We start from the raw sequence: 16,952 nt of genomic DNA, 5'->3' as shown, positions 1-16,952 counted from the left end.
GCACGACCGAGAACGAAGTGGACAACCGGGATGAGACGCCCGGAACTCACCCCTGCCCGCAGCCGATCACGCCGCGCCCATCACGCCGACGCCACCCGCCGAAGGCTCATCGGTGGATCGAGGTTTAGTGCCTCCCGAGATCGGCCTTTGGGAAGCAGCACTCGACAGGCTCCTCGACGAGCGGTGACCATCGTGCGCGGCGGCCATCTCCCAGTGGCCGGAGTGGACTTTTCCAACACGATCTGGCATATTCGAACGTATCGAAAGGTGTTTCGTTCTGTTCGCATAGTGAGGTGGTTCGGCATGGCAACGCAAACCCAGGCGCTCGCTTCTGAGACGTTCCTGCCCGAGCATGCTGAGCAGCTTGCGCCGGTGCTGAGTTTCCTGCAAGCCCATGAACGGTCAGCGGGGGCTACTGCCCAGCCTTCATACGCCCTGGTCGGGGTCGACGAGCACGATCGAATCGAGCTGCCGGAGAACCTTCATCAGGTCCTCAAGCGGGTAGTTGAGGCAATGTCTCAGGGCCGAGCTGTCACCGTGGCGCCGCAGAGCATGACCCTCACGACGCAGCAAGCCGCCGACCTGCTGGGCGTGAGTCGGCCTACAATCGTCCGGTTGATCAACGACGGACAGATCGCTGCCGAGCGGGTTGGCAATCGGCATCGGCTGCTTCTTGACGACGTGCTTGCCTACCGGGATGCCCGTCGGACACGGCAATACGACGCCATCGCGGCGACGTCGGTGCCTATCAACGTCGAGGATGACCCAGAGGCGATCCGACGGCAGCTGCGCGAGGCCCGTAAAGCAGTTGCAGCACGTCGCAAGACAGCGAAAAGAGCTGGCTGACACAATCGACCCATGTTCGTAGCCGTTCTCGACACCTGTGTGCTGTGGCCGAGCCTCCAGCGAGACGTTCTGCTCTCACTCGCAGCTGAGAACCTATATCGCCCCCTGTGGTCGGACGCGATCCTCGAAGAACTCGAGTTCCACGAGGCACGCAAACTCGTTGACCGCGGCGCCGATCCGGAAGACGCCGCGGCACGAGCAGCGCACCTCGTAGAGCAGATGGCAGCTGCGTTCGACGATGCCTGTGTCGTTGGCTGGGAGGTGCTCGACGGTTCATTTAGCCTCCCGGATCCAGACGATGAGCACCTCGTGGCAGCAGCTGTCATCGGTGGTGCCGAGGCAATTGTGTCCAACAACATCTCAGACCTCCCCCAGGGGAAAGTGCCCGCTCAGATTCAGGTGATCAAACCACCTGTGTTTGTTGCTGACACGGTAGCGGTCTCGCCCGACGCTGCGGTCCGTGCGCTGCGGACGATGATTGGTCGACGCACCAACCCTCCTGAAACCCTCGAGCATGTACTCGAAGTACTGGAGCGGCGATACGGCATGGTCGACGCCGTTGAGATGATCCGAGCCGCCGCGAGCTAGATCCAACGAAAGTCGTTGGCGTGCAACCAATAATAGTAATTATGTCAAGTGACACTTGTCGAAGTAGAATAGCGGCGCTTGACGCACAAGCTCCTGCTCGGCGAACCGTTTGGCGATGGCGGCGCCGATGCCGCGCGAAGCACCCGTGATGAGCGCGGACCGTCTCCGGGTCACTGAGCCCTCCGGTCGATCCCGCTCGATGCGAACGTCGGCCACCACGCCTGCAACGACGACAGGTTCACCACGGCGATCCCGTGCTCGTCGGCCAGCGCGTAGAGCTCGGCCGCGCGCGCCAGACCGTCGTCGCAGTTCGCGCTCACCACCCAGGCGTAGGTCGCGGCGGGATGCGCGCCGTTGCTGAGGGCCAGCGCGACCGCGCCCTGCGTCATCGTGAACTCAGCCTCGTCGCCCACGCTGACCGGGACGACATGCCCGGGGCGGGTGAAGTCGACGGGCGACGAGTCCGGGTCGGACAGGGCTCGGATCGTCCGCGCGCGTGCCGCCGCGGAGATGCCGGTGCCGTTGTCGCAGAGGTCCACCGCCACGCGTTGACCGGGGCACCGGGAGTGCGCGAAGCCGTAGACCAGCGGCAGCATCATGCGCTCGCAGTTGTCCTCGGTGAGCGCCACGCAGAGAAAGCCACTCGTGTAGCGGACCATGAAGGCGATGCTCTCGGTGGTGGCGAACTCCGCGGGCAGCACGAGGGCCCCGCCACGCTGATCGGAAAGGTCGTCGACGACGATGGCGAGGTCGTCTCGCCAGGTCTTCGAACTCGGTCGCTGCGTCAATGTCGTGGTCATCGGACACCTTTCGTGAGAGGGGTGGGACGGTGATAGCCGCTGGCATGGAAGACGAGTGGCTCGATCGTCGGATCCATGTCCATCGCGTGGATCTCCAGCAGCACCATCAGGTGATCGCCGGCCTCGATCTCATTGGCGACCGAGGTGATCATCCAGGCGCTGGAGTCGTGGATGAGGACGCTGTCACCGTCGTGCGTGGTCCAGCCGACGCCGTCGAACCTGTCACTGTCCTTCGACGACAGCGACCGGCAGGCCGACGTGTGGTGCGCGCCGAGCACCGAGACGCCCACGCGCTGCAGCCTGCGGAGCGACGGCCAGGTCTGCGAGGTCTTCTGGATGCACACCGACACCAGCGGGGGCGCCAGCGAGACGGAGGTGAAGGTGCTGACCACCATGCCGTTCGGCTCGCCGTTGTCGATGCCGCACAGCGCCACGACTCCGGAGGGGTAGGCGCCGAACACCGAGCGCAGGTGCTGGGGGTCGAAGCGGTTCTCCCCACCGAGCACGTCCCCGCCACCCGCGTTGTCGGCACTCATAGTTCCAGCACCAACTTGGGAGACTGGGCGCGGGAGACGCAGGTCATGATCACATCGCCGGCACGGCATTCTTCTGCGGTCAGGATGGAATCGCGGTGGTCCGGCACTCCCTCGAGCACGCCTGCTTCACACGTTCCGCAGGTTCCTTCGCGGCACGACGAGGCGATGACGACGCCGCCGACTCGTTCCAGCGCGTCCAGGATCGTCTCGTCCTCCGCGACGGTCACGGTGATGCCGGAGATGGAGCATTCGACGTCGAAGGCGACATCGCCCGGACGGGTGGCGCCCTGGCCGTCGCCGTGGAACCGTTCGACGCGAAGCGTGCCGCACCCCAGCTCGGACGCTGCCGACTCAGCCGCGTCGAGCAGGCCCGACGGCCCGCAGCAGTAGACGAAGGTATCCCCGTCGGCGCCGTCGATGATCCCGGAGATGTCGATCCGTCCGACCTCGTCCTCGGGATACACGACGACGTTCTCGCCGTACTGCTCGACGAGGTCGCCCGCAAAGGCCATCCGATCGCGGGTGCGCCCGCCGTAGTGCAGAGTCCACTGCGCACCGCGGGCGTGCACCTCGCGGATCATGGGAAGGATCGGCGTGACCCCGATGCCCCCGGCAATGAAGACGTAGCGCTCGGCGGGCGCGAGCGCGAAGTTGTTCCGCGGGCCTCGTACCCGGACCCGATCGCCGACGGCCAGCTGGTGGGCGAGCTGCGACCCGCCCCGACCGTCCGGTTCGAGGAGGACCGCGACACTCCACTCGTCGTCGCCCGCAGTACCGCAGAGCGAGTACTGCCTGATGGTCTCCGGCTCCAACTCCACGTCGACATGCGAACCCGGAGTCCACGCGGGTAAGGCCGTCCCGTCAGCGCTGCGCAGACGCAGGAGCACCACGTCACGAGCGGGATGCTCCACTGACGCCACCTGCACGTCGATCCACTCGCCCGCAGAATTCGATCCGGACGCGGTTGCTGCGGAGGGGTCCGCCGTCGTCGTATCCAGGGGTGCCACCGTCATACCCACTGTTCCCTGGTGTCGACGACGCGCCGGGCCTTGAAGGTCGTCGGCTCGAAGGTTCCGACCGGCACGAGCGCGACGGGAATCCGGATGCCGATGCGACTCTTCAACAGCGCCTGCACCCGATCGATCAGGGCGTCATCCCTGAGCGTGACGCCGGCTCCCGCGTCGTCCGGCGACCGCTCCACGTCGACCGAGATCTCGTCCATCGTCCCGGTGCGGAAGACGTTGATACGGAACTCCCCGTCCAGCTCCGGGAACTCGCGCAGGACATTCTCGATCGCGCTGGGATAGATGTTGGCACCGCGGATGACGAGCATGTCGTCGAGCCGCCCCAGCACCCCTTCGGGCATCCGCGGATACGTTCGTCCGCACACGCACGGCCCCTCGTCGACGTAGGTCTCGTCGCCGGGAGCGAAGCGGATCATCGGCTGGGACTCGCGCCACAGGTGCGTGTAGACGATGGCGCCGCGCTCCCCGGCGGGCAGTTGCTGGGTGAAGTCGTCGCGGTCGACGACCTCGGCGTAGACCTCGTCGTTGATGAGATGGGTGCCGGTGCCGGTTTCGCACCCGACGTTCGTCTGGAACGGATACATCTCCGACGTGGAGCCGGCGTCGACGACGGTCGCCCCCCACCCCGCGGCCAGTGCCTGGCGCGTGCCCGGCAGGCTGCCGCCGGGTTCGCCGCCAGTGATGAGGAGTCGAACTGCGGTGTCGCGCAGGTCGATTCCCATCCCCTCGGCCACCGAGATCAGGTGCATGCAATAGGAGGGAGTCGCCGTGAACACCGTGGTGCCGAGTCGCAGCAGCATCTCGATGTGCTTCTCGGAGTCAGTCACGCCCAGCGGGAACACCGTCGCGCCGAGCCGCTCGGCGCCCTGCAGCACGCCCCAACCGCCGAAGAAGAGGCCGAATGGGAAACCGATCTGCACGGTGTCGCTGGGGCGGACGCCGGCGCACCACTGAGCCATGGCGTGCACCTCGGCCGCGCGGTCCCAGTCCTTCTGCGAGACCGCGTACATCGTCGGTGTTCCCGACGTGCCGGACGACCCGTGGATCCGGGCGATCTCCGAGCTCGGGAAGTCCCGGGTGTAGCTACCGAACGGAGGGTTCGCCGCCTGATCGGCCACCAGCATACTCTTGGTGATCACCGGCACCTTGGCGGTGAAGTCGTCCAGCGACTTGACGTCGTCGGGGTGAAAACCCTGGGCGTCGTACAGGTTTCGGTAGAAGGGCAGCTGTTCGTAGACGTTGTGAAGTTGGTGGTGGATGCGATTGAGAATGGCTGCGCGCCGGGATGCCGCGTCGGCGGTCTCACGCTTCTCGTCCCAGAACCGCGGGTAGACGGTTTCCCCAGGCTGCCTCATTTCACTGGCCCCTTCGTCTGTAGTTCTGACTCTGTCTATTCATCGACGGCATCGCCCTTGTCGGGTGAGACGACTAGTCCTTGCGCCAAGGCGACATCCCAATAAGAGTGCAGTCCGCGTACATGCTGACCGCCGTCGACAGGTATGAAGTGGCCGGTGACACGACCGGCCAATGGCGACAGTAGAAACATCGCCACGTCGGCGATGTCCATCGCGTGCTGGTGGCGCGGAGGCGCGATCAGCGTCCGGTCGAGGAACTCCTGACCGATCTGGCCCACGGTGAACCCGGCACCAAGCGGAGTGTCTACGGTTCCTGGTCCAATGGCATTCACCCGGATTCCGTGGCGGCCTAGCTCTCCGGCCGCTACCTTCGTGAACTGCGCGACCCCGGCTTTGGCGGCACAGTAGTGTCCCAACCCGTCGGTCGCCGCTATCGCATTCAGCGAAGAAATGTTAACGATCGCACCACCCTCTGCGGCATCCACCGACTGCTTAATGAAGGCCTGGGTACACAAGAAGGTCCCCTTAAGGAGAGTGTCGACAATAAGGTCCCACTCTGCTTCCGAGCAATCTTGGATTAACGATAGCGAAGCAGTGCCAGCATTGTTCACCAGGAAATGAACGGTGCCGTATCGCTGCGCGGCAGCGAAGGCTCGCTCAACGTCTGCCTTGATCGAGACCGACCCTTCGACCCAACACAGCTGTGGGCTTCGGCCCAGCTCTACCGAGGCCGCAGCGATATTGTCGGCATCGACGTCCAGGACGACGACGTTGGTACCTGCGTCGAGCAGTCGGCGAGTAATTGCTTTGCCGATCCCACTGCCCCCGCCTGTGACCAGGGCAGTCTTGCCAGCAAATTCTGCGGTGTCGATGAGTGCAGCCTGAGTCAGGTAGTCTTCATTTCGCACGTCCATCGGATCGCTACCCCGCACTCCCTCGGGCGTTCCACCCACCGTCTACTGGCAGCACCTCACCGGTGCAGAAGCTAGCGTCGTCACTGAGTAGGAACGCGCCGGCCGCAGCGATATCCTCCGGTTTGCCAAGTCTCGGAATCAGATGTGCAGCGATGAAATTGGCTCTCATGCTGTCAGTGGTATTGGCCAGAATGGGAGTGTCAATGGTTCCCGGGCAAATGCAGTTCACCCGCACTCCGCGCGGACTGTACTCCATCGCCGCCTGCTGAGTGAGGCTCACCACGCCGCCCTTCGCCGCCGAGTACGCCGCCAAGTTTTCCAGCCCCTTCAGTGCAGCCATCGAAGCAATGTTGAGGATGGCGCCCTTCCCGGATTCCACCATCGTCGGAATGACCGCCCGCATGCCCAGCCACACCCCCTTGAGATCGGTGTCCACGACGTATGACCAGCCAGCCTCGTCGAGGTCGACGACGGTGTCGGGGCCCAGGGTGTTGGTGACCCCAGCAATGTTTGCAAGTGCGTCCACCGCGCCATACGTCGCTACGGTCTCCTTGACCAGCCGTTCCCAGCCATCAGAAGTGCGAACATCCATTTCTACCTGTACAGCGCTACCGCCTGCGTCGGCGATTAGATCGACGGTCGTCGTATCGGCCTGCAGATCCCCGATCACCACTTTGGCGCCTTCCGAAGCGAGGCGAAGAGCCAAGCCCTGGCCGATTCCCTGCACACCGCCAGAGATGATGACAACCTTGCCGCTAAACCTGTCCATTCTCTTACTCACTTCCCCAGCGCAACGTTGGCTAGGCGCTCACGCCGAGCCATGTTTTCACGCTTGGTGAACTGCGGAGTCACATACCGAGCAAAGAGTTCCAGCGAGCGGTTCCATTTGTCGGTGGTCACCCAGTCGCGACGATTGATCAGGAAGGTGCCGAACCCGCCGGTCTGCTCCTCGAGGTCGCGGATCTGCTGGATGCAGTCCTCCGGGGATCCGATGATCCAGGGGATCTCCTCGGCCATCCATTCAAAGGTGAGTTCGGCGTCGGGCATTGCCTCGTCCTTCTTCATGAGCGCTCCCAGACCGAGGCCGAGGAGGTACTCGTATGAGCGGTGCACGCCCTCGCGGATCTCGGCCATCGCCTGGTCCTTGTTGTCGGAGACGTAGACCTCGCGGGTGATCCGCCAGTTCTGGCGCGCCTCATCGGGATCGAGTCCGTTGTCCTTGGCTGCCTTGGTAAGAGCATCGGCGTGCGCTGCCAGGTCGGGCGCGTGCGGATAGCCCTTGTTGTCGGTGGGGGCGAAGTAGACGCTAAGCGCCTTCCACCCCTTGGCGCCGCAGCGGGCGTAGTTGTGCGTGCCGGTCAGGCCGGCGATGGCGAACGGTGGGACCTCCTGGTACGGGCCCACCTGTAGCTGGCGGTTCTCGTAGTCCCAGTACTCGCCCTTGTAGGTGACCGGATCGCTGGAGGTCAGGAGCTGCCAGATGATCTCCAGCGCTTCGCTGGTCCGAGGCGCCGCCTCCGCGCGATCGAGCTGGAACAGCGCCTGATCGGTCGGCAGACCGCCACCGCCGAATCCATACTCCAACCGGCCGTGCGTCAGATGGTCCAGGAAGGCCATCCGCTCGGCCACCTGGAAGGGGTCCTGGTAGGGCAGGTTGATGACGCCGGTCCCGAGGCGGATGCGGCTCGTAAGCGCCGACGCCTTGGCCAGGAGCAGCTCCGGCATCGGGACGTTCTCGAAGCCACCACTGTGATGCTCGCCGATCCAGTACTCACTGAAACCGAGCTTCTCTGCGTAGACGATGTTGTCGATGTCGCGGTCGTACGACAGCGTCCAGTTTTCGACGGGGGGATGCTCTGGCATAGCAAACAGACCGAACTTCACTGCAGACCTCTCTGGATTGCATCGCCTGGCTTTACCAGACTTACATTTGGTTAAGATGTCGCCGATAGTGGCGTATGCCACGTTTGCCTGTCAAGCGTTTCCCAAGTAACCGCAGGTCACGTAGCAATATCTGGTTTACGCTCGATGGTTGTTAACCAACCACACATGCTGTTACCGTGTCGCTGTGACCACTTCCAGCGATGCCATCACCCAGGTCAGCGGAGATCCGCGGCCGCGAATCTCCGTCGCCCCCAACGGGTCTGCGTCCGTGCTCGGCAGCCGGTGCGGCACCTGCGACCACGCAGTGGCCTACCGGTGGAGTCGCTGCCCGAAGTGCGGTGGCCCGCTGGTTCCCGCGGAGTACGCCGGCACCGGCGTGGTCTGGAGTACGACGACGGTCCACCTGGCGATCGGCAACCACCAGCCGCCCTACGGCCTGGCCTACGTCGACCTCGACGACGGCCCCCGCGTGCTTGCCCTCATCGGCGGCGGCGAGCCATCCCTGCGCATCGGCGACCGGGTGACGCTCAGTTCCACCACGGACGACAACCTGCAGGTGGACGGGGTGCAGCGATGAGCACGGTCTCGATCCTCGGCGTCGGCGTATCCCGACTCGGCCGGCAGCCCGAGCGAGCACTGACCGACCTGGCCGCCGAAGCGGTGCGTGCGGCGTTCGACGACGCCGGCGTCGGATCCGTCGATGCGGTGTGGGTGGGGACGGTGTTCGGCCCACCCGGCGTCGCCCAGCGCGTCCTACGCAGCGTCGGGGTCACCTCGGTACCGATCATCACCGTTGAAAATGCCTGCGCCAGTGGAACAACGGCATTCATCGAGGCGCACGAAGCTGTTCGCGCCGGGCGGTACGGGCGGGTGCTCGCTCTCGGTATCGAGCAGATGAGCACGACCTTCGACGGCCCGATCACGCCGGAAGCGACCGACCCCGAGGGAGCCATCGGACTGGCGATGCCGGCACTCTACGCGATGAGCGCATCCCGGTATCTCCACGACGGCGCGGTGACCAAGAACCAACTGGCCGCGGTCGCCGTCAAGAACCGGACCCACGCCCAGCACAACCCGCTGGCCCCGTTCACCAAGCAGATCACCGCCGAGGAGGTCCTCGCATCGAGGATGATCTCGAACCCGTTGACCCTCCTGCAATGCTGCCCGGGCAGCGACGGGGCCGCTGCGGCTGTTCTCTCCGCCGCGACCGGCGCGCCCGACGAGGTCGTCGTCCGCGGTGCCGCCATTCGCAGCGGGCGGGTGTGGGATCACGCCTCCCCGAATGTGTGGGGCTACGACATCGTCCACGACACCACCCGCGAACTGCTCGATGCCGCGGCGATCGACTCGGTCCACGACATCGACCTGGTGGAACTGCACGACGCGTTCACGATCGGCGAGATCGTGACCACCGAGGCGATCGGCCTCGCACCGATCGGAGGCGGCGGTGCGGCCGTGGAGCGCGGCGACACCGCCCTGGGTGGTTCGACGCCGGTCAACCCCTCGGGGGGACTACTCTCGCGCGGTCACCCGCTGGGCGCCACCGGACTAGCTCAGATCGCCGAGGTGGTCTGGCAGCTGCGCGGGCACGCGGGCGGCAGACAGGTCGACGGCGCCCGACTCGGCCTGGTCGAAACGATGGGCGGCGGGGTCTCTGTCTTGGATGGGAACTCGTGCGTGATGACGATTCTGGAGAAGCGATGAATTCCTCAAACGGTCCGATCAACCCGGTGGACCTGCTCAGTCCCCAAGCGCTGGCCGACCCGTATCCGTTCCTGGACGATCTGCGTCGCAACGATCCCGTTCACTGGAGCGAGAAGTATCGGTCCTGGTTCATCACCCCTTATGCGGAGGTGTCCGACGCCCTGCGTGAGCCGCTCTTCACGTCCAACCGGATCACCCCCTATCGCGAGCGGGTGCTCAGCAGGTCCGGAACCGACCCGCTTCTGCGGGAAGCCTTCGAGGTCCTGGACGGGTGGATGGTGTTCAAGGATCCGCCGGACCACACGCGTCTGCGCCGCCTGCTGAGTCGGGCCTTCACCCCGCGGTCGGTGGGGCGGCTCAAACCGTTCGTCGAACAGCTCACCGACCAGCTGCTGGACCAGGCCATCGAGCGCGGCGACGGGAAGATCGACCTCATCGCCGACTTCGCCTATCCGCTGACGGCTTCGGTGATCGCCGAGATGCTCGGCGTGCCGGTCGAGGATCGCGACAAGTTCAAGGACTGGTCCGATCAGATCGCCGGCGTGGTCTTCGGAAGCCTCGAGGATGAGGATCGTCATCGGCGCGGAGCCGAAGGCATCCACGAGCTGACGACTTATCTGTCGGCGATGGTCGAGAAGCACGAGAAGTTGCCGTCGGACAATCTCATCTCGACGTTGGTCGCGGCGCGCGACAACAACGATTCACTGAGCCACGACGAGGTGATCTCGACCGGTGTTCTGCTGCTGTTCGCGGGCCATGAGACGACGACCAATCTGATCGGAAACGGCATCTCGGCCCTGCTGGAGCATCCGGAGCAACAGGGCCATATCAATCGAGACGATCCCGCTAGTTTGAATGCACTCGTCGAAGAGTTGTTGCGGTTCGACGGACCGGCGAAGAGTGTCGTCCGATTGGTGACCGAGGATGTGGTGTGGCACGACAAGCAGATGCGTGCCGGTGACCGGATATTCATTGTGTTATCCAGCGCAAATCGCGATCCGAACATGTTCGTCGAGCCGAATTCCTTCGACGTCACCCGGCCTCCGGGTCGGCATCTCGGCTTCAGCGCCGGTCTGCACTTCTGCCTGGGCGCGCCGCTCGCGCGTCTGGAAACGTCGATCGCGGTGCCCGCGGCGATCGACCGGTTGTGCAACCTCGCACCGGATCCCGAGGCGCCGCGCGTGTGGTCACCGACCCTTTTGACGCGCGGAATGTCGGCGTTTCCAGCGCGCTACGATCCTAGCTAGTCAGACTTCCCCTACCGATCGCGAGGAGATGGCATGGCCCGCCCCAACCGCTGGGCAGAGGTAGTGGAAGCTGCCGGCGAGGAGTTCCGGATTCGCGGATATGACAGTGCAACGCTGGAAGATATCGCGGCGCGTGTCGGCATCCTCAAGGGCAGTATCTACAACTACGTCCAGAACAAAGAGGAACTGCTCTTCGCTGTGATCGAGCAGCCGGCGAAGAGAATCCTCGAAGAGCTGACCATCCTCAAAGCAGATACCGACCACTCGGTCGCCTATCGTCTTCAGCGACTGTTCCAGATGCAGGTCCGTGTTTTCTGCGATCACTACCCGGCCGCCTTTGTCTATTTGCGGAATATCGGCCGTTCCGATTTGTCCGAGAAATTCGGCGCCTATGCCGAGCTCGACACCAAGTACATCCGCATGGTCGAGGACCTGATCGCCGAAGGCGTGGAACGCGGCGAACTGAACATCTCCTCAGAACCGCGAGTGGCGGCGCGGGCGATCATCGGCATTCTCGACTGGATGCAGCACTGGTTTGTTCCGCATCACGACGAGCGGGATCAGGCCATCGCTGATGATCTGTTCGCTATTGCACTCGGCGGCCTGCACTCGAGCGGCGGAATCGCCCACATGCTGAGGGATTAGCCGAAGACAGTTCCCAACACCGCCGGGCAGTCCTGCCGGGCGAGATAGAGAGCACCATGGATATCGACGGTTCCGTTGCTGTAGTCACCGGCGGCGCATCCGGTCTAGGGTGTGCGACCGCAGCGCGGCTGCAGTCGCGAGGAGCTCGGGTGGTCGTGATCGACCTCCCGGCCAGTGCTCCCACCTCCCTTTCCGAGCTCGGTCCGGACCTGACCTACGTGAGCGCGGACGTCTGCGATCCGGTCGCCGTCGCCGGTGCCATCGACCAGGCCGCATCGCTTGGGCCGCCGCGAATCCTGGTCAACTGTGCGGGCATCGGCGATCCGACCCGCATCCTGGCCGGCGGAGAGCCCGTCGATCTGGATCGGTTTCGCCGAGTCATCGAGGTGAACCTGATCGGCACCTTCAACGTCATCAGACTCGCGGCCGCAGCGATAGCCCGCACCGACGAGGTTCGTGGCGAGCGGGGCGTGATCATCACGACCAGTTCGATCGCCGCCTACGACGGTCAGATCGGCCAGACGTCATACGCCGCGTCGAAGGGCGGGTTGGTGTCGATGACGCTGCCGCTGGCTCGCGAGCTGGCCCGGGACTTGATCCGCGTGGTTACCATCGCACCGGGGATGTTCCACACCCCGATCCTGGACGGCTTGTCCGACGCGATCCGGGCCTCGCTCGCTGCCCAGGTCCCGCATCCCAGCCGACTGGGCGACCCCGACGAGTACGCGGCGCTCGTCGAGCACGTCGTCGGCAATTCGATGCTCAACGGCGAGACCATCCGACTGGATGGAGCGATCAGGATGGCGCCGCGGTAGTCGCTGCACCAGCCCGGGGCTGCTGCACGATCGTGTGCCCGTTGACATCGATGACTGCGGTGTGGATCTTGATGAACCAAACCGGTTGCGGTGAAGTCGAATCCGGATCGGCGGCGGGCGAACAACGCTTGCTCGACAACACTCGTCACCAACGGTGTGTGCTTGCTCGCCATGACTCGCCACCCGAGGATGCGTCGCGAAAACACATCCACGAGGAACGCGACGTAGACAAACCCCGCCAATGTCCACACATACGTGAAGTCGGCCACCCACCACTGATCCGGATGTGTCGGTGTATCCCATTGTCGTTCAACATGATCAGGGAATCGTGGCGCCCTATCGTCTCGGTGGGTCGTGGTGGTGCGATGGCTGCCGCGTACAGCACCGGAGATGCCGCAGATCCCCATCAGCCGGCCGACCTGATCACGACCCATCACGTGACCGGCGCGCCACATCGTGTGATACATCTTGCGCACCCCGTACACACCGCGGTTCTTCTCGAACTGCTGGTAGACGGCATGAGCGGCGTAGGCCTCCTCGAGCATCGCTGCCGAGACCAGGCCACGCTGCTTGTGGGCATAGTAGGTGGATGGGGCGAGCGGTTGGCACACGCGCCGGCCATCACGAAGATCCTCATCACCATCGGGTTGATGCTCGTCCTGGAGGCGATCGTCCGGATCATCTGGACCAACCACCAGGAGACCGTCGAACCGTTCCTCGTCGGTGGCGGATTCGAGGTCGCCGGAGTCCGAGTTCAGTCGATAAGTCTCCTGCTCGCAGCGGTCGCGATCCTCGCCACGATCGCACTGCACCTTCTGTTCACACGAACTTCGTTCGGGCACATCACCACTGCGCTGCGAGACACCGACCTCGGCGCCCAGTCGATCGGTCTCAACCCCCGGCTGTGTGGATCGGTCGCCTGGGTCTGGCCGGCATCCTCGCCGCAACGAGCGCCATCCTGGTGCTGCCGATCACCCAGCTGTCGCCGACATCGCTGACGACCCTTCTGGTACCCGCACTGGGAGCGGCGCTCGCTGCGCGTTTCACCAGCTTCCCGGTCGCCCTGCTGGTCGGGGTCGGCGCGGGAATCCTGGAGGGTCTGGTGACCGGCCTCGTCAACGCGCAGGTCGCGCGGGCCATCCCGTTCGTGGTCACCCTGGTCGTCCTGCTGCTCATCGCACGGACCGACATGGCGCGGGGAACCCGGGAGGTCAAGGCGGTGTTCCACGTCGGCAGCGGACGTATCCGCTGGCCGTGGGTGGTGACCGGGGCTGTCGTGATCCTGGTGACGATCTTCACCGCGGCCGGAACGGTGGTCGACGCGCTCAGTCTCACCGCCATCTTCGGCCTCGTCGCCCTCGGGATCGTCGTCTCCACCGGTTACACCGGACAGGTCAACGCACTGCCGCTCGGCGTCGCCGGGGTAACGATGATCGTCTTCGGCGCGGTCAGCCATTCCGGTGCGTCGCTGTATCTCTCGGCCCTCGCCGCGCTTGCGACGGCCGTCGTCGTCGCTCTGGCGCTGAGTGTGCTGTTCGTCAACGCCAAGGTGTACGAGGTGACGATCGGCTCGTTGGCGATGGCCTCGATCCTGCAGACGGTCGTCTTCTCCGTCGACTGGTTCTTCAACGGCCGGACCGGTTGGACGATCGGTGACACGTCGTTGTTCGGCATCGAAATCAGCAACATCACCGACCCGCACGCCTTCGCGGTCGTCGCCTGGATCGTGCTGCTGCTGGCGCTGGTTCTCGTCGCCAATCTCCGTTCGTCGGCCACCGGCCGCTACGTGTTGTCGGTGCGGCAGGACGAACGGCTCCCGGCGGCGCTGGGCATCGTCTCGGCTCGATCCAAGCTGATCGGTCTGGTCGTCTCCTCGACGCTGTGGGGGCTCGCCGGAGTGCTGTTCGCCATCCAGCGCGGATTCATCTCCAAGGGAGACATCCGTCTCGAAGGGTTCGGTTACTCCGAGTCCCTGGCCCTCATCGCGTTCGTCATCCTCGCCGGGGCAGGCTATCTGACCGGCGCCGTGCTGGCGGGAGCATTCGCGCCGGGTGGGCTGCTGTCGAATCTGCTGTCGTTCACACACCGGACATCAACGACTGGCTGTCGTTGTTCTTCGCGGCCAACATGATCTGGATACTCACCACCGAACCGGACGGGGTGGTCGGTCAGTATCTCCGCCTTCGTGACCGACTGCGGCGTCATCGTGTTCGGGACGATGTGGTCGATCCGCCCGTCCCCGGCGGCGAGCCGGGTCGAGAGAACAGGAAAGTCGATGCCACAGCTTGAAGTTCGGAACCTGTCGGTCGAGATCGGCGGGCACCGAATCCTCTCCGATGTCTCGTTGACCGTCCCGCCACGAACGGTGGTCGGTCTGCTCGGCGCCAACGGGGCGGGCAAGAGCACCACGATCGATGCGATCACCGGGTATCAGAAGACGGTCGCCGGCACGATCTCGATCGACGGTCGTGCGGTCGACCGCTTCGGTGCGGCTCGCCGGGCGCGAGTCGGGATCACCCGCACGTTTCAGGACTACCTTCTGTTCGAGGACCTGACCGTCGAAGAGAACCTGTTGTGCGCGGCCGAGATCGGTGTGCGCAAGATCCTCGCGCGCGACCTGTTCCGCTTCGGCCGGCCGTCGGCCGCCGCGCTGGAGACGGTCGAACGCGTCATCGAGACACACGGATTGGCCAGGTACCGGACGAGTCGCGTCGAACAGTTGTCCCTCGGCTGGCATGCCCGCGTCAACCTGGCCCGTGCTGCGGCGCAGAGACCGCAGGTCCTGCTGCTCGACGAGCCGGCAGCAGCGCTGAGCCTCGATGCGCGGCACGCCGTGGTCGACACGATCACGACGCTCCGCGATCACGACGGTCTGCCGATCCTCCTCGTCGAACACAACCTGGACGTGATCGGTGCCGTCTGCGACCTCGTCTACATCCTGGAGGACGGCAAGGTGGTCGCGTCCGGTCCGACAACCGAGGTGCTCGACAGCGATGAGGTCCGCGCGATCTACTTCGGCGAGCAACCGGATGATGTCGAACTCGAGACTGCGGGAGTCCCGGTATGACCGCCGCAGCGGTCGGTACGTCGACATCGGTCCGAGCCGAGGGACTGAACGTGTCCGGCCTCACCGTGGACTACGGGAACGGCGCAGGTCTCTGGGACTTCGATCTGCATGTGCAACCCGGTGAGGTCACTTGCGTCATCGGGCGCAACGGAGCGGGGAAATCGAGCGCACTGCTGGGTATCTCCGGGTTCGTGACGCCCGACCGTGGCACCGTCGAGGTCGACGGCACCCAGCTTTCGGGTGCGCCGTATCGACGCTGCCGGGAACACGTGTCGCTGGTGGTGAAGGGCCGATCGCTGTTCGGGAGTCTCACACTCGCCGAGAATCTGGCACTCGCCAGGATCGACGCCGACGAGTTCTTCGGACTGTTTCCCCAGCTGGGGTCACGCCGGGACGTCCCGGCGGGCAGCCTCAGTGGCGGTCAGCAGCAACTGGCGGCTGTCGGCCGCGCCCTGTTGCGCGACGTCCGCGTGGTGCTCCTCGACGAACTGACCTTCGGGCTGAGCCCCGCCGTCCGCGGGCTGATCGCCCGGGTCGTACGGGAGGAGGCAACCCGTCGACAGCTCGCCGTGGTGGTCGTCGAGCAGCACGTCGAGACCGCTCTGGCCATTGCGGACCGCACGCTCGTGCTGTCCGAGGGCCGGACCGTACTCGACCTGAGCACCGACGAACTCGCCGCACAGACCAGTGACGTCGAGAACACCTACCTCCATCCCTGAACGCACTCGCCTGTGCGTCCCGTTTCGAGAAAGTAGTAGTGGCACATCCATGTTCAGAATCAAACTCCCCGTCGCCGCGGTGGCGTCCCTGGCCGTCGCCGCGGGCCTGCTGACGGCGTGCTCGTCGGAGGACACCTCCGACACGATCAATGTCGGCTTCGTCGCGCCGCTGTCGTCGTCGCCGTTCCAGGATCGATCCGTCAGGCCCCGGGCAGTCAGCGACAGCACGATCTGATCGACACCGTCCAGCCGTCGCTTCCGCTTGGGCACGATCACGGGCTCGAAGGAGCCGTCCCGGTCCCGGGGGACTTCGATCTCGACCGACCCGATCTCGGTCAGCACCGTCTTCACACGGGTCCCGTTGCGCATGTTCTCGCCGATCGGGGTCCCGCCGTGCCCGTGACCGAGATGTTCGGTCAACTCAGCGTTCAGCGCGGTCTCGAGGACGTTCTTCGTGAGCTGACTGAGCAGGCCACCCGGCCCGGTCAGGCTCACGCCCTGTTCCTTGGCCTGCGCAAGCAACCGCTCCGCAAGCTCCTTCTGATCGATGATCTCCCCAGTCACGGGATCAATCATCGCCTCGTCCAACAATTCGGTCGTGTCAGCCACGGCCATCTCCTCACGGATCAGGCCAGACCCCACCCACCGTTATTCAGACAGTCCCATGTGTTGTGGCGGAATCAGTTAGGTGCGGTAGGCGTGGGCGCGGTGGTCGATCTTGACGATGACGATGGTGTGGTTGGGGTCGTCGATGCGTAGCAGGATGCGGTAGTCGCCGCGGCGTGCGCTGTGGAGGCCTTCGAGGTC

19 protein-coding genes and 2 pseudogenes are annotated in these 16,952 nt (G+C 64.8%); 11 read left to right on the top strand and 10 right to left on the bottom strand.

Features of this window, described 5'->3' with window-relative positions:
- Nucleotides 1-303 precede the first annotated feature (303 nt).
- Both ABFT43_RS22235 and ABFT43_RS22230 read left to right on the top strand, forming a co-directional pair.
- Nucleotides 304-846 (top strand): helix-turn-helix domain-containing protein, encoded by a 543-nt coding sequence (locus tag ABFT43_RS22235; RefSeq protein ID WP_347962415.1) that lies wholly within the window; start codon nucleotides 304-306, stop codon nucleotides 844-846.
- Nucleotides 847-858: 12 nt separating this feature from the next.
- Nucleotides 859-1,434, top strand: coding sequence for a PIN domain-containing protein (locus ABFT43_RS22230; protein ID WP_347962414.1), 576 nt, complete (start codon nucleotides 859-861; stop codon nucleotides 1,432-1,434).
- A 170-nt stretch (nucleotides 1,435-1,604) separates the two neighbouring features.
- On the opposite strand, the gene ABFT43_RS22225 is transcribed toward ABFT43_RS22230, so the two are convergent.
- Genes ABFT43_RS22225 through ABFT43_RS22195 form a run of 7 tightly spaced genes read right to left on the bottom strand, consistent with a single transcriptional unit; the run spans nucleotide 1,605 to nucleotide 7,948 of the window.
- Nucleotides 1,605-2,234, bottom strand: a complete 630-nt coding sequence (locus tag ABFT43_RS22225) for a 3,4-dihydroxy-2-butanone-4-phosphate synthase (RefSeq protein WP_168703168.1) — start codon at nucleotides 2,232-2,234, stop codon at nucleotides 1,605-1,607.
- On the bottom strand, nucleotides 2,231-2,770 hold the full coding sequence (locus tag ABFT43_RS22220; RefSeq protein WP_347962413.1) for a flavin reductase family protein: 540 nt from the start codon (nucleotides 2,768-2,770) through the stop codon (nucleotides 2,231-2,233). The genes ABFT43_RS22225 and ABFT43_RS22220 overlap by 4 nt, the downstream gene beginning before the upstream one ends.
- On the bottom strand, nucleotides 2,767-3,783 hold the full coding sequence (locus ABFT43_RS22215) for a PDR/VanB family oxidoreductase (RefSeq protein WP_347962412.1): 1,017 nt from the start codon (nucleotides 3,781-3,783) through the stop codon (nucleotides 2,767-2,769). Before ABFT43_RS22215 ends, ABFT43_RS22220 begins: the two co-directional genes overlap by 4 nt.
- On the bottom strand, nucleotides 3,780-5,150 hold the full coding sequence (locus tag ABFT43_RS22210; protein WP_347962411.1) for a phenylacetate--CoA ligase family protein: 1,371 nt from the start codon (nucleotides 5,148-5,150) through the stop codon (nucleotides 3,780-3,782). The genes ABFT43_RS22215 and ABFT43_RS22210 overlap by 4 nt, the downstream gene beginning before the upstream one ends.
- A 35-nt stretch (nucleotides 5,151-5,185) precedes the next feature.
- The gene (locus ABFT43_RS22205) at nucleotides 5,186-6,064 is read right to left on the bottom strand and encodes an SDR family NAD(P)-dependent oxidoreductase (protein WP_347962410.1); all 879 of its coding nucleotides are present in this window, start codon (nucleotides 6,062-6,064) and stop codon (nucleotides 5,186-5,188) included.
- Nucleotides 6,065-6,071: 7 nt separating this feature from the next.
- A complete protein-coding gene (locus ABFT43_RS22200; RefSeq protein ID WP_347962409.1) occupies nucleotides 6,072-6,833 on the bottom strand; it encodes an SDR family NAD(P)-dependent oxidoreductase in 762 nt (253 codons plus the stop codon).
- An 8-nt stretch (nucleotides 6,834-6,841) separates the two neighbouring features.
- Nucleotides 6,842-7,948, bottom strand: a complete 1,107-nt coding sequence (locus tag ABFT43_RS22195) for an LLM class flavin-dependent oxidoreductase (protein WP_168703173.1) — start codon at nucleotides 7,946-7,948, stop codon at nucleotides 6,842-6,844.
- Nucleotides 7,949-8,132: 184 nt separating this feature from the next.
- On the opposite strand from ABFT43_RS22195, the gene ABFT43_RS22190 reads away from it, so the two are divergent.
- From ABFT43_RS22190 to ABFT43_RS22170, 5 genes are read left to right on the top strand one after another with little or no spacing between them, the layout of a single operon-like run.
- Nucleotides 8,133-8,525: a Zn-ribbon domain-containing OB-fold protein gene (locus ABFT43_RS22190; protein ID WP_347962408.1), complete on the top strand. Its 393-nt coding sequence runs from the start codon at nucleotides 8,133-8,135 to the stop codon at nucleotides 8,523-8,525.
- Nucleotides 8,522-9,652: a thiolase family protein gene (locus ABFT43_RS22185; protein ID WP_168703175.1), complete on the top strand. Its 1,131-nt coding sequence runs from the start codon at nucleotides 8,522-8,524 to the stop codon at nucleotides 9,650-9,652. Before ABFT43_RS22190 ends, ABFT43_RS22185 begins: the two co-directional genes overlap by 4 nt.
- Complete coding sequence (locus tag ABFT43_RS22180) at nucleotides 9,622-10,899, top strand: cytochrome P450 (protein WP_312029281.1); 1,278 nt, start codon at nucleotides 9,622-9,624, stop codon at nucleotides 10,897-10,899. Before ABFT43_RS22185 ends, ABFT43_RS22180 begins: the two co-directional genes overlap by 31 nt.
- 33 nt (nucleotides 10,900-10,932) lie before the next feature.
- Nucleotides 10,933-11,544, top strand: a complete 612-nt coding sequence (locus ABFT43_RS22175; protein WP_168703176.1) for a TetR/AcrR family transcriptional regulator — start codon at nucleotides 10,933-10,935, stop codon at nucleotides 11,542-11,544.
- 56 nt (nucleotides 11,545-11,600) lie between these two features.
- Entirely contained in the window at nucleotides 11,601-12,359 is a 759-nt protein-coding gene (locus ABFT43_RS22170) for an SDR family NAD(P)-dependent oxidoreductase (RefSeq protein ID WP_347962407.1), read from the top strand.
- A gap of 71 nt (nucleotides 12,360-12,430) precedes the next feature.
- Here ABFT43_RS22170 and ABFT43_RS22165 read toward each other — a convergent pair.
- Nucleotides 12,431-12,961 (bottom strand): annotated as a pseudogene (locus ABFT43_RS22165) (IS3 family transposase); the annotation flags it as partial.
- Between ABFT43_RS22165 and ABFT43_RS22160 the strand changes: the two are divergent.
- The 4 genes from ABFT43_RS22160 (at nucleotide 12,878) to ABFT43_RS22145 (ending at nucleotide 16,145) form a co-directional block, all read left to right on the top strand.
- Nucleotides 12,878-13,357: an ABC transporter permease subunit gene (locus tag ABFT43_RS22160; RefSeq protein WP_347962417.1), complete on the top strand. Its 480-nt coding sequence runs from the start codon at nucleotides 12,878-12,880 to the stop codon at nucleotides 13,355-13,357. The pseudogene ABFT43_RS22165 and the gene ABFT43_RS22160 sit on opposite strands and share 84 nt — an antisense overlap.
- On the top strand, nucleotides 13,264-14,490 hold the full coding sequence (locus ABFT43_RS22155; RefSeq protein ID WP_312029317.1) for an ABC transporter permease subunit: 1,227 nt from the start codon (nucleotides 13,264-13,266) through the stop codon (nucleotides 14,488-14,490). The genes ABFT43_RS22160 and ABFT43_RS22155 overlap by 94 nt, the downstream gene beginning before the upstream one ends.
- Before the next feature lie 144 nt (nucleotides 14,491-14,634).
- Nucleotides 14,635-15,426, top strand: a complete 792-nt coding sequence (locus tag ABFT43_RS22150; protein WP_168703757.1) for an ABC transporter ATP-binding protein — start codon at nucleotides 14,635-14,637, stop codon at nucleotides 15,424-15,426.
- Nucleotides 15,423-16,145, top strand: a complete 723-nt coding sequence (locus tag ABFT43_RS22145) for an ABC transporter ATP-binding protein (RefSeq protein WP_347962406.1) — start codon at nucleotides 15,423-15,425, stop codon at nucleotides 16,143-16,145. The genes ABFT43_RS22150 and ABFT43_RS22145 overlap by 4 nt, the downstream gene beginning before the upstream one ends.
- A 198-nt stretch (nucleotides 16,146-16,343) precedes the next feature.
- Here the strand turns inward: ABFT43_RS22145 and ABFT43_RS22140 are convergent.
- A pseudogene (locus ABFT43_RS22140) lies at nucleotides 16,344-16,721 on the bottom strand (transposase); the annotation flags it as partial.
- 108 nt (nucleotides 16,722-16,829) lie between these two features.
- The coding region (locus ABFT43_RS22135; protein ID WP_347962416.1) for a type II toxin-antitoxin system RelE family toxin at nucleotides 16,830-16,952 on the bottom strand (123 nt) is incomplete at its 5' end.

This window comes from Gordonia aurantiaca, assembly GCF_039939235.1.
GTDB lineage: Bacteria > Actinomycetota > Actinomycetes > Mycobacteriales > Mycobacteriaceae > Gordonia.
Note: the sequence above shows the minus strand (reverse complement) of the source record. Positions and strands in the feature narration are given on the sequence as shown.

Coding starts and splice junctions, on each gene's coding strand:
- ABFT43_RS22230 (WP_347962414.1), top strand. CDS start 859: ATGTTCGTAGCCGTTCTCGACACCTGTGTGCTGTGGCCGAGCCTCCAG.
- ABFT43_RS22235 (WP_347962415.1), top strand. CDS start 304: ATGGCAACGCAAACCCAGGCGCTCGCTTCTGAGACGTTCCTGCCCGAG.
- ABFT43_RS22175 (WP_168703176.1), top strand. CDS start 10,933: ATGGCCCGCCCCAACCGCTGGGCAGAGGTAGTGGAAGCTGCCGGCGAG.
- ABFT43_RS22150 (WP_168703757.1), top strand. CDS start 14,635: ATGCCACAGCTTGAAGTTCGGAACCTGTCGGTCGAGATCGGCGGGCAC.
- ABFT43_RS22225 (WP_168703168.1), bottom strand. CDS start 2,234: ATGACCACGACATTGACGCAGCGACCGAGTTCGAAGACCTGGCGAGAC.
- ABFT43_RS22210 (WP_347962411.1), bottom strand. CDS start 5,150: ATGAGGCAGCCTGGGGAAACCGTCTACCCGCGGTTCTGGGACGAGAAG.
- ABFT43_RS22145 (WP_347962406.1), top strand. CDS start 15,423: ATGACCGCCGCAGCGGTCGGTACGTCGACATCGGTCCGAGCCGAGGGA.
- ABFT43_RS22170 (WP_347962407.1), top strand. CDS start 11,601: ATGGATATCGACGGTTCCGTTGCTGTAGTCACCGGCGGCGCATCCGGT.
- ABFT43_RS22220 (WP_347962413.1), bottom strand. CDS start 2,770: ATGAGTGCCGACAACGCGGGTGGCGGGGACGTGCTCGGTGGGGAGAAC.
- ABFT43_RS22205 (WP_347962410.1), bottom strand. CDS start 6,064: ATGGACGTGCGAAATGAAGACTACCTGACTCAGGCTGCACTCATCGAC.
- ABFT43_RS22215 (WP_347962412.1), bottom strand. CDS start 3,783: ATGACGGTGGCACCCCTGGATACGACGACGGCGGACCCCTCCGCAGCA.
- ABFT43_RS22200 (WP_347962409.1), bottom strand. CDS start 6,833: ATGGACAGGTTTAGCGGCAAGGTTGTCATCATCTCTGGCGGTGTGCAG.
- ABFT43_RS22185 (WP_168703175.1), top strand. CDS start 8,522: ATGAGCACGGTCTCGATCCTCGGCGTCGGCGTATCCCGACTCGGCCGG.
- ABFT43_RS22160 (WP_347962417.1), top strand. CDS start 12,878: ATGAGCGGCGTAGGCCTCCTCGAGCATCGCTGCCGAGACCAGGCCACG.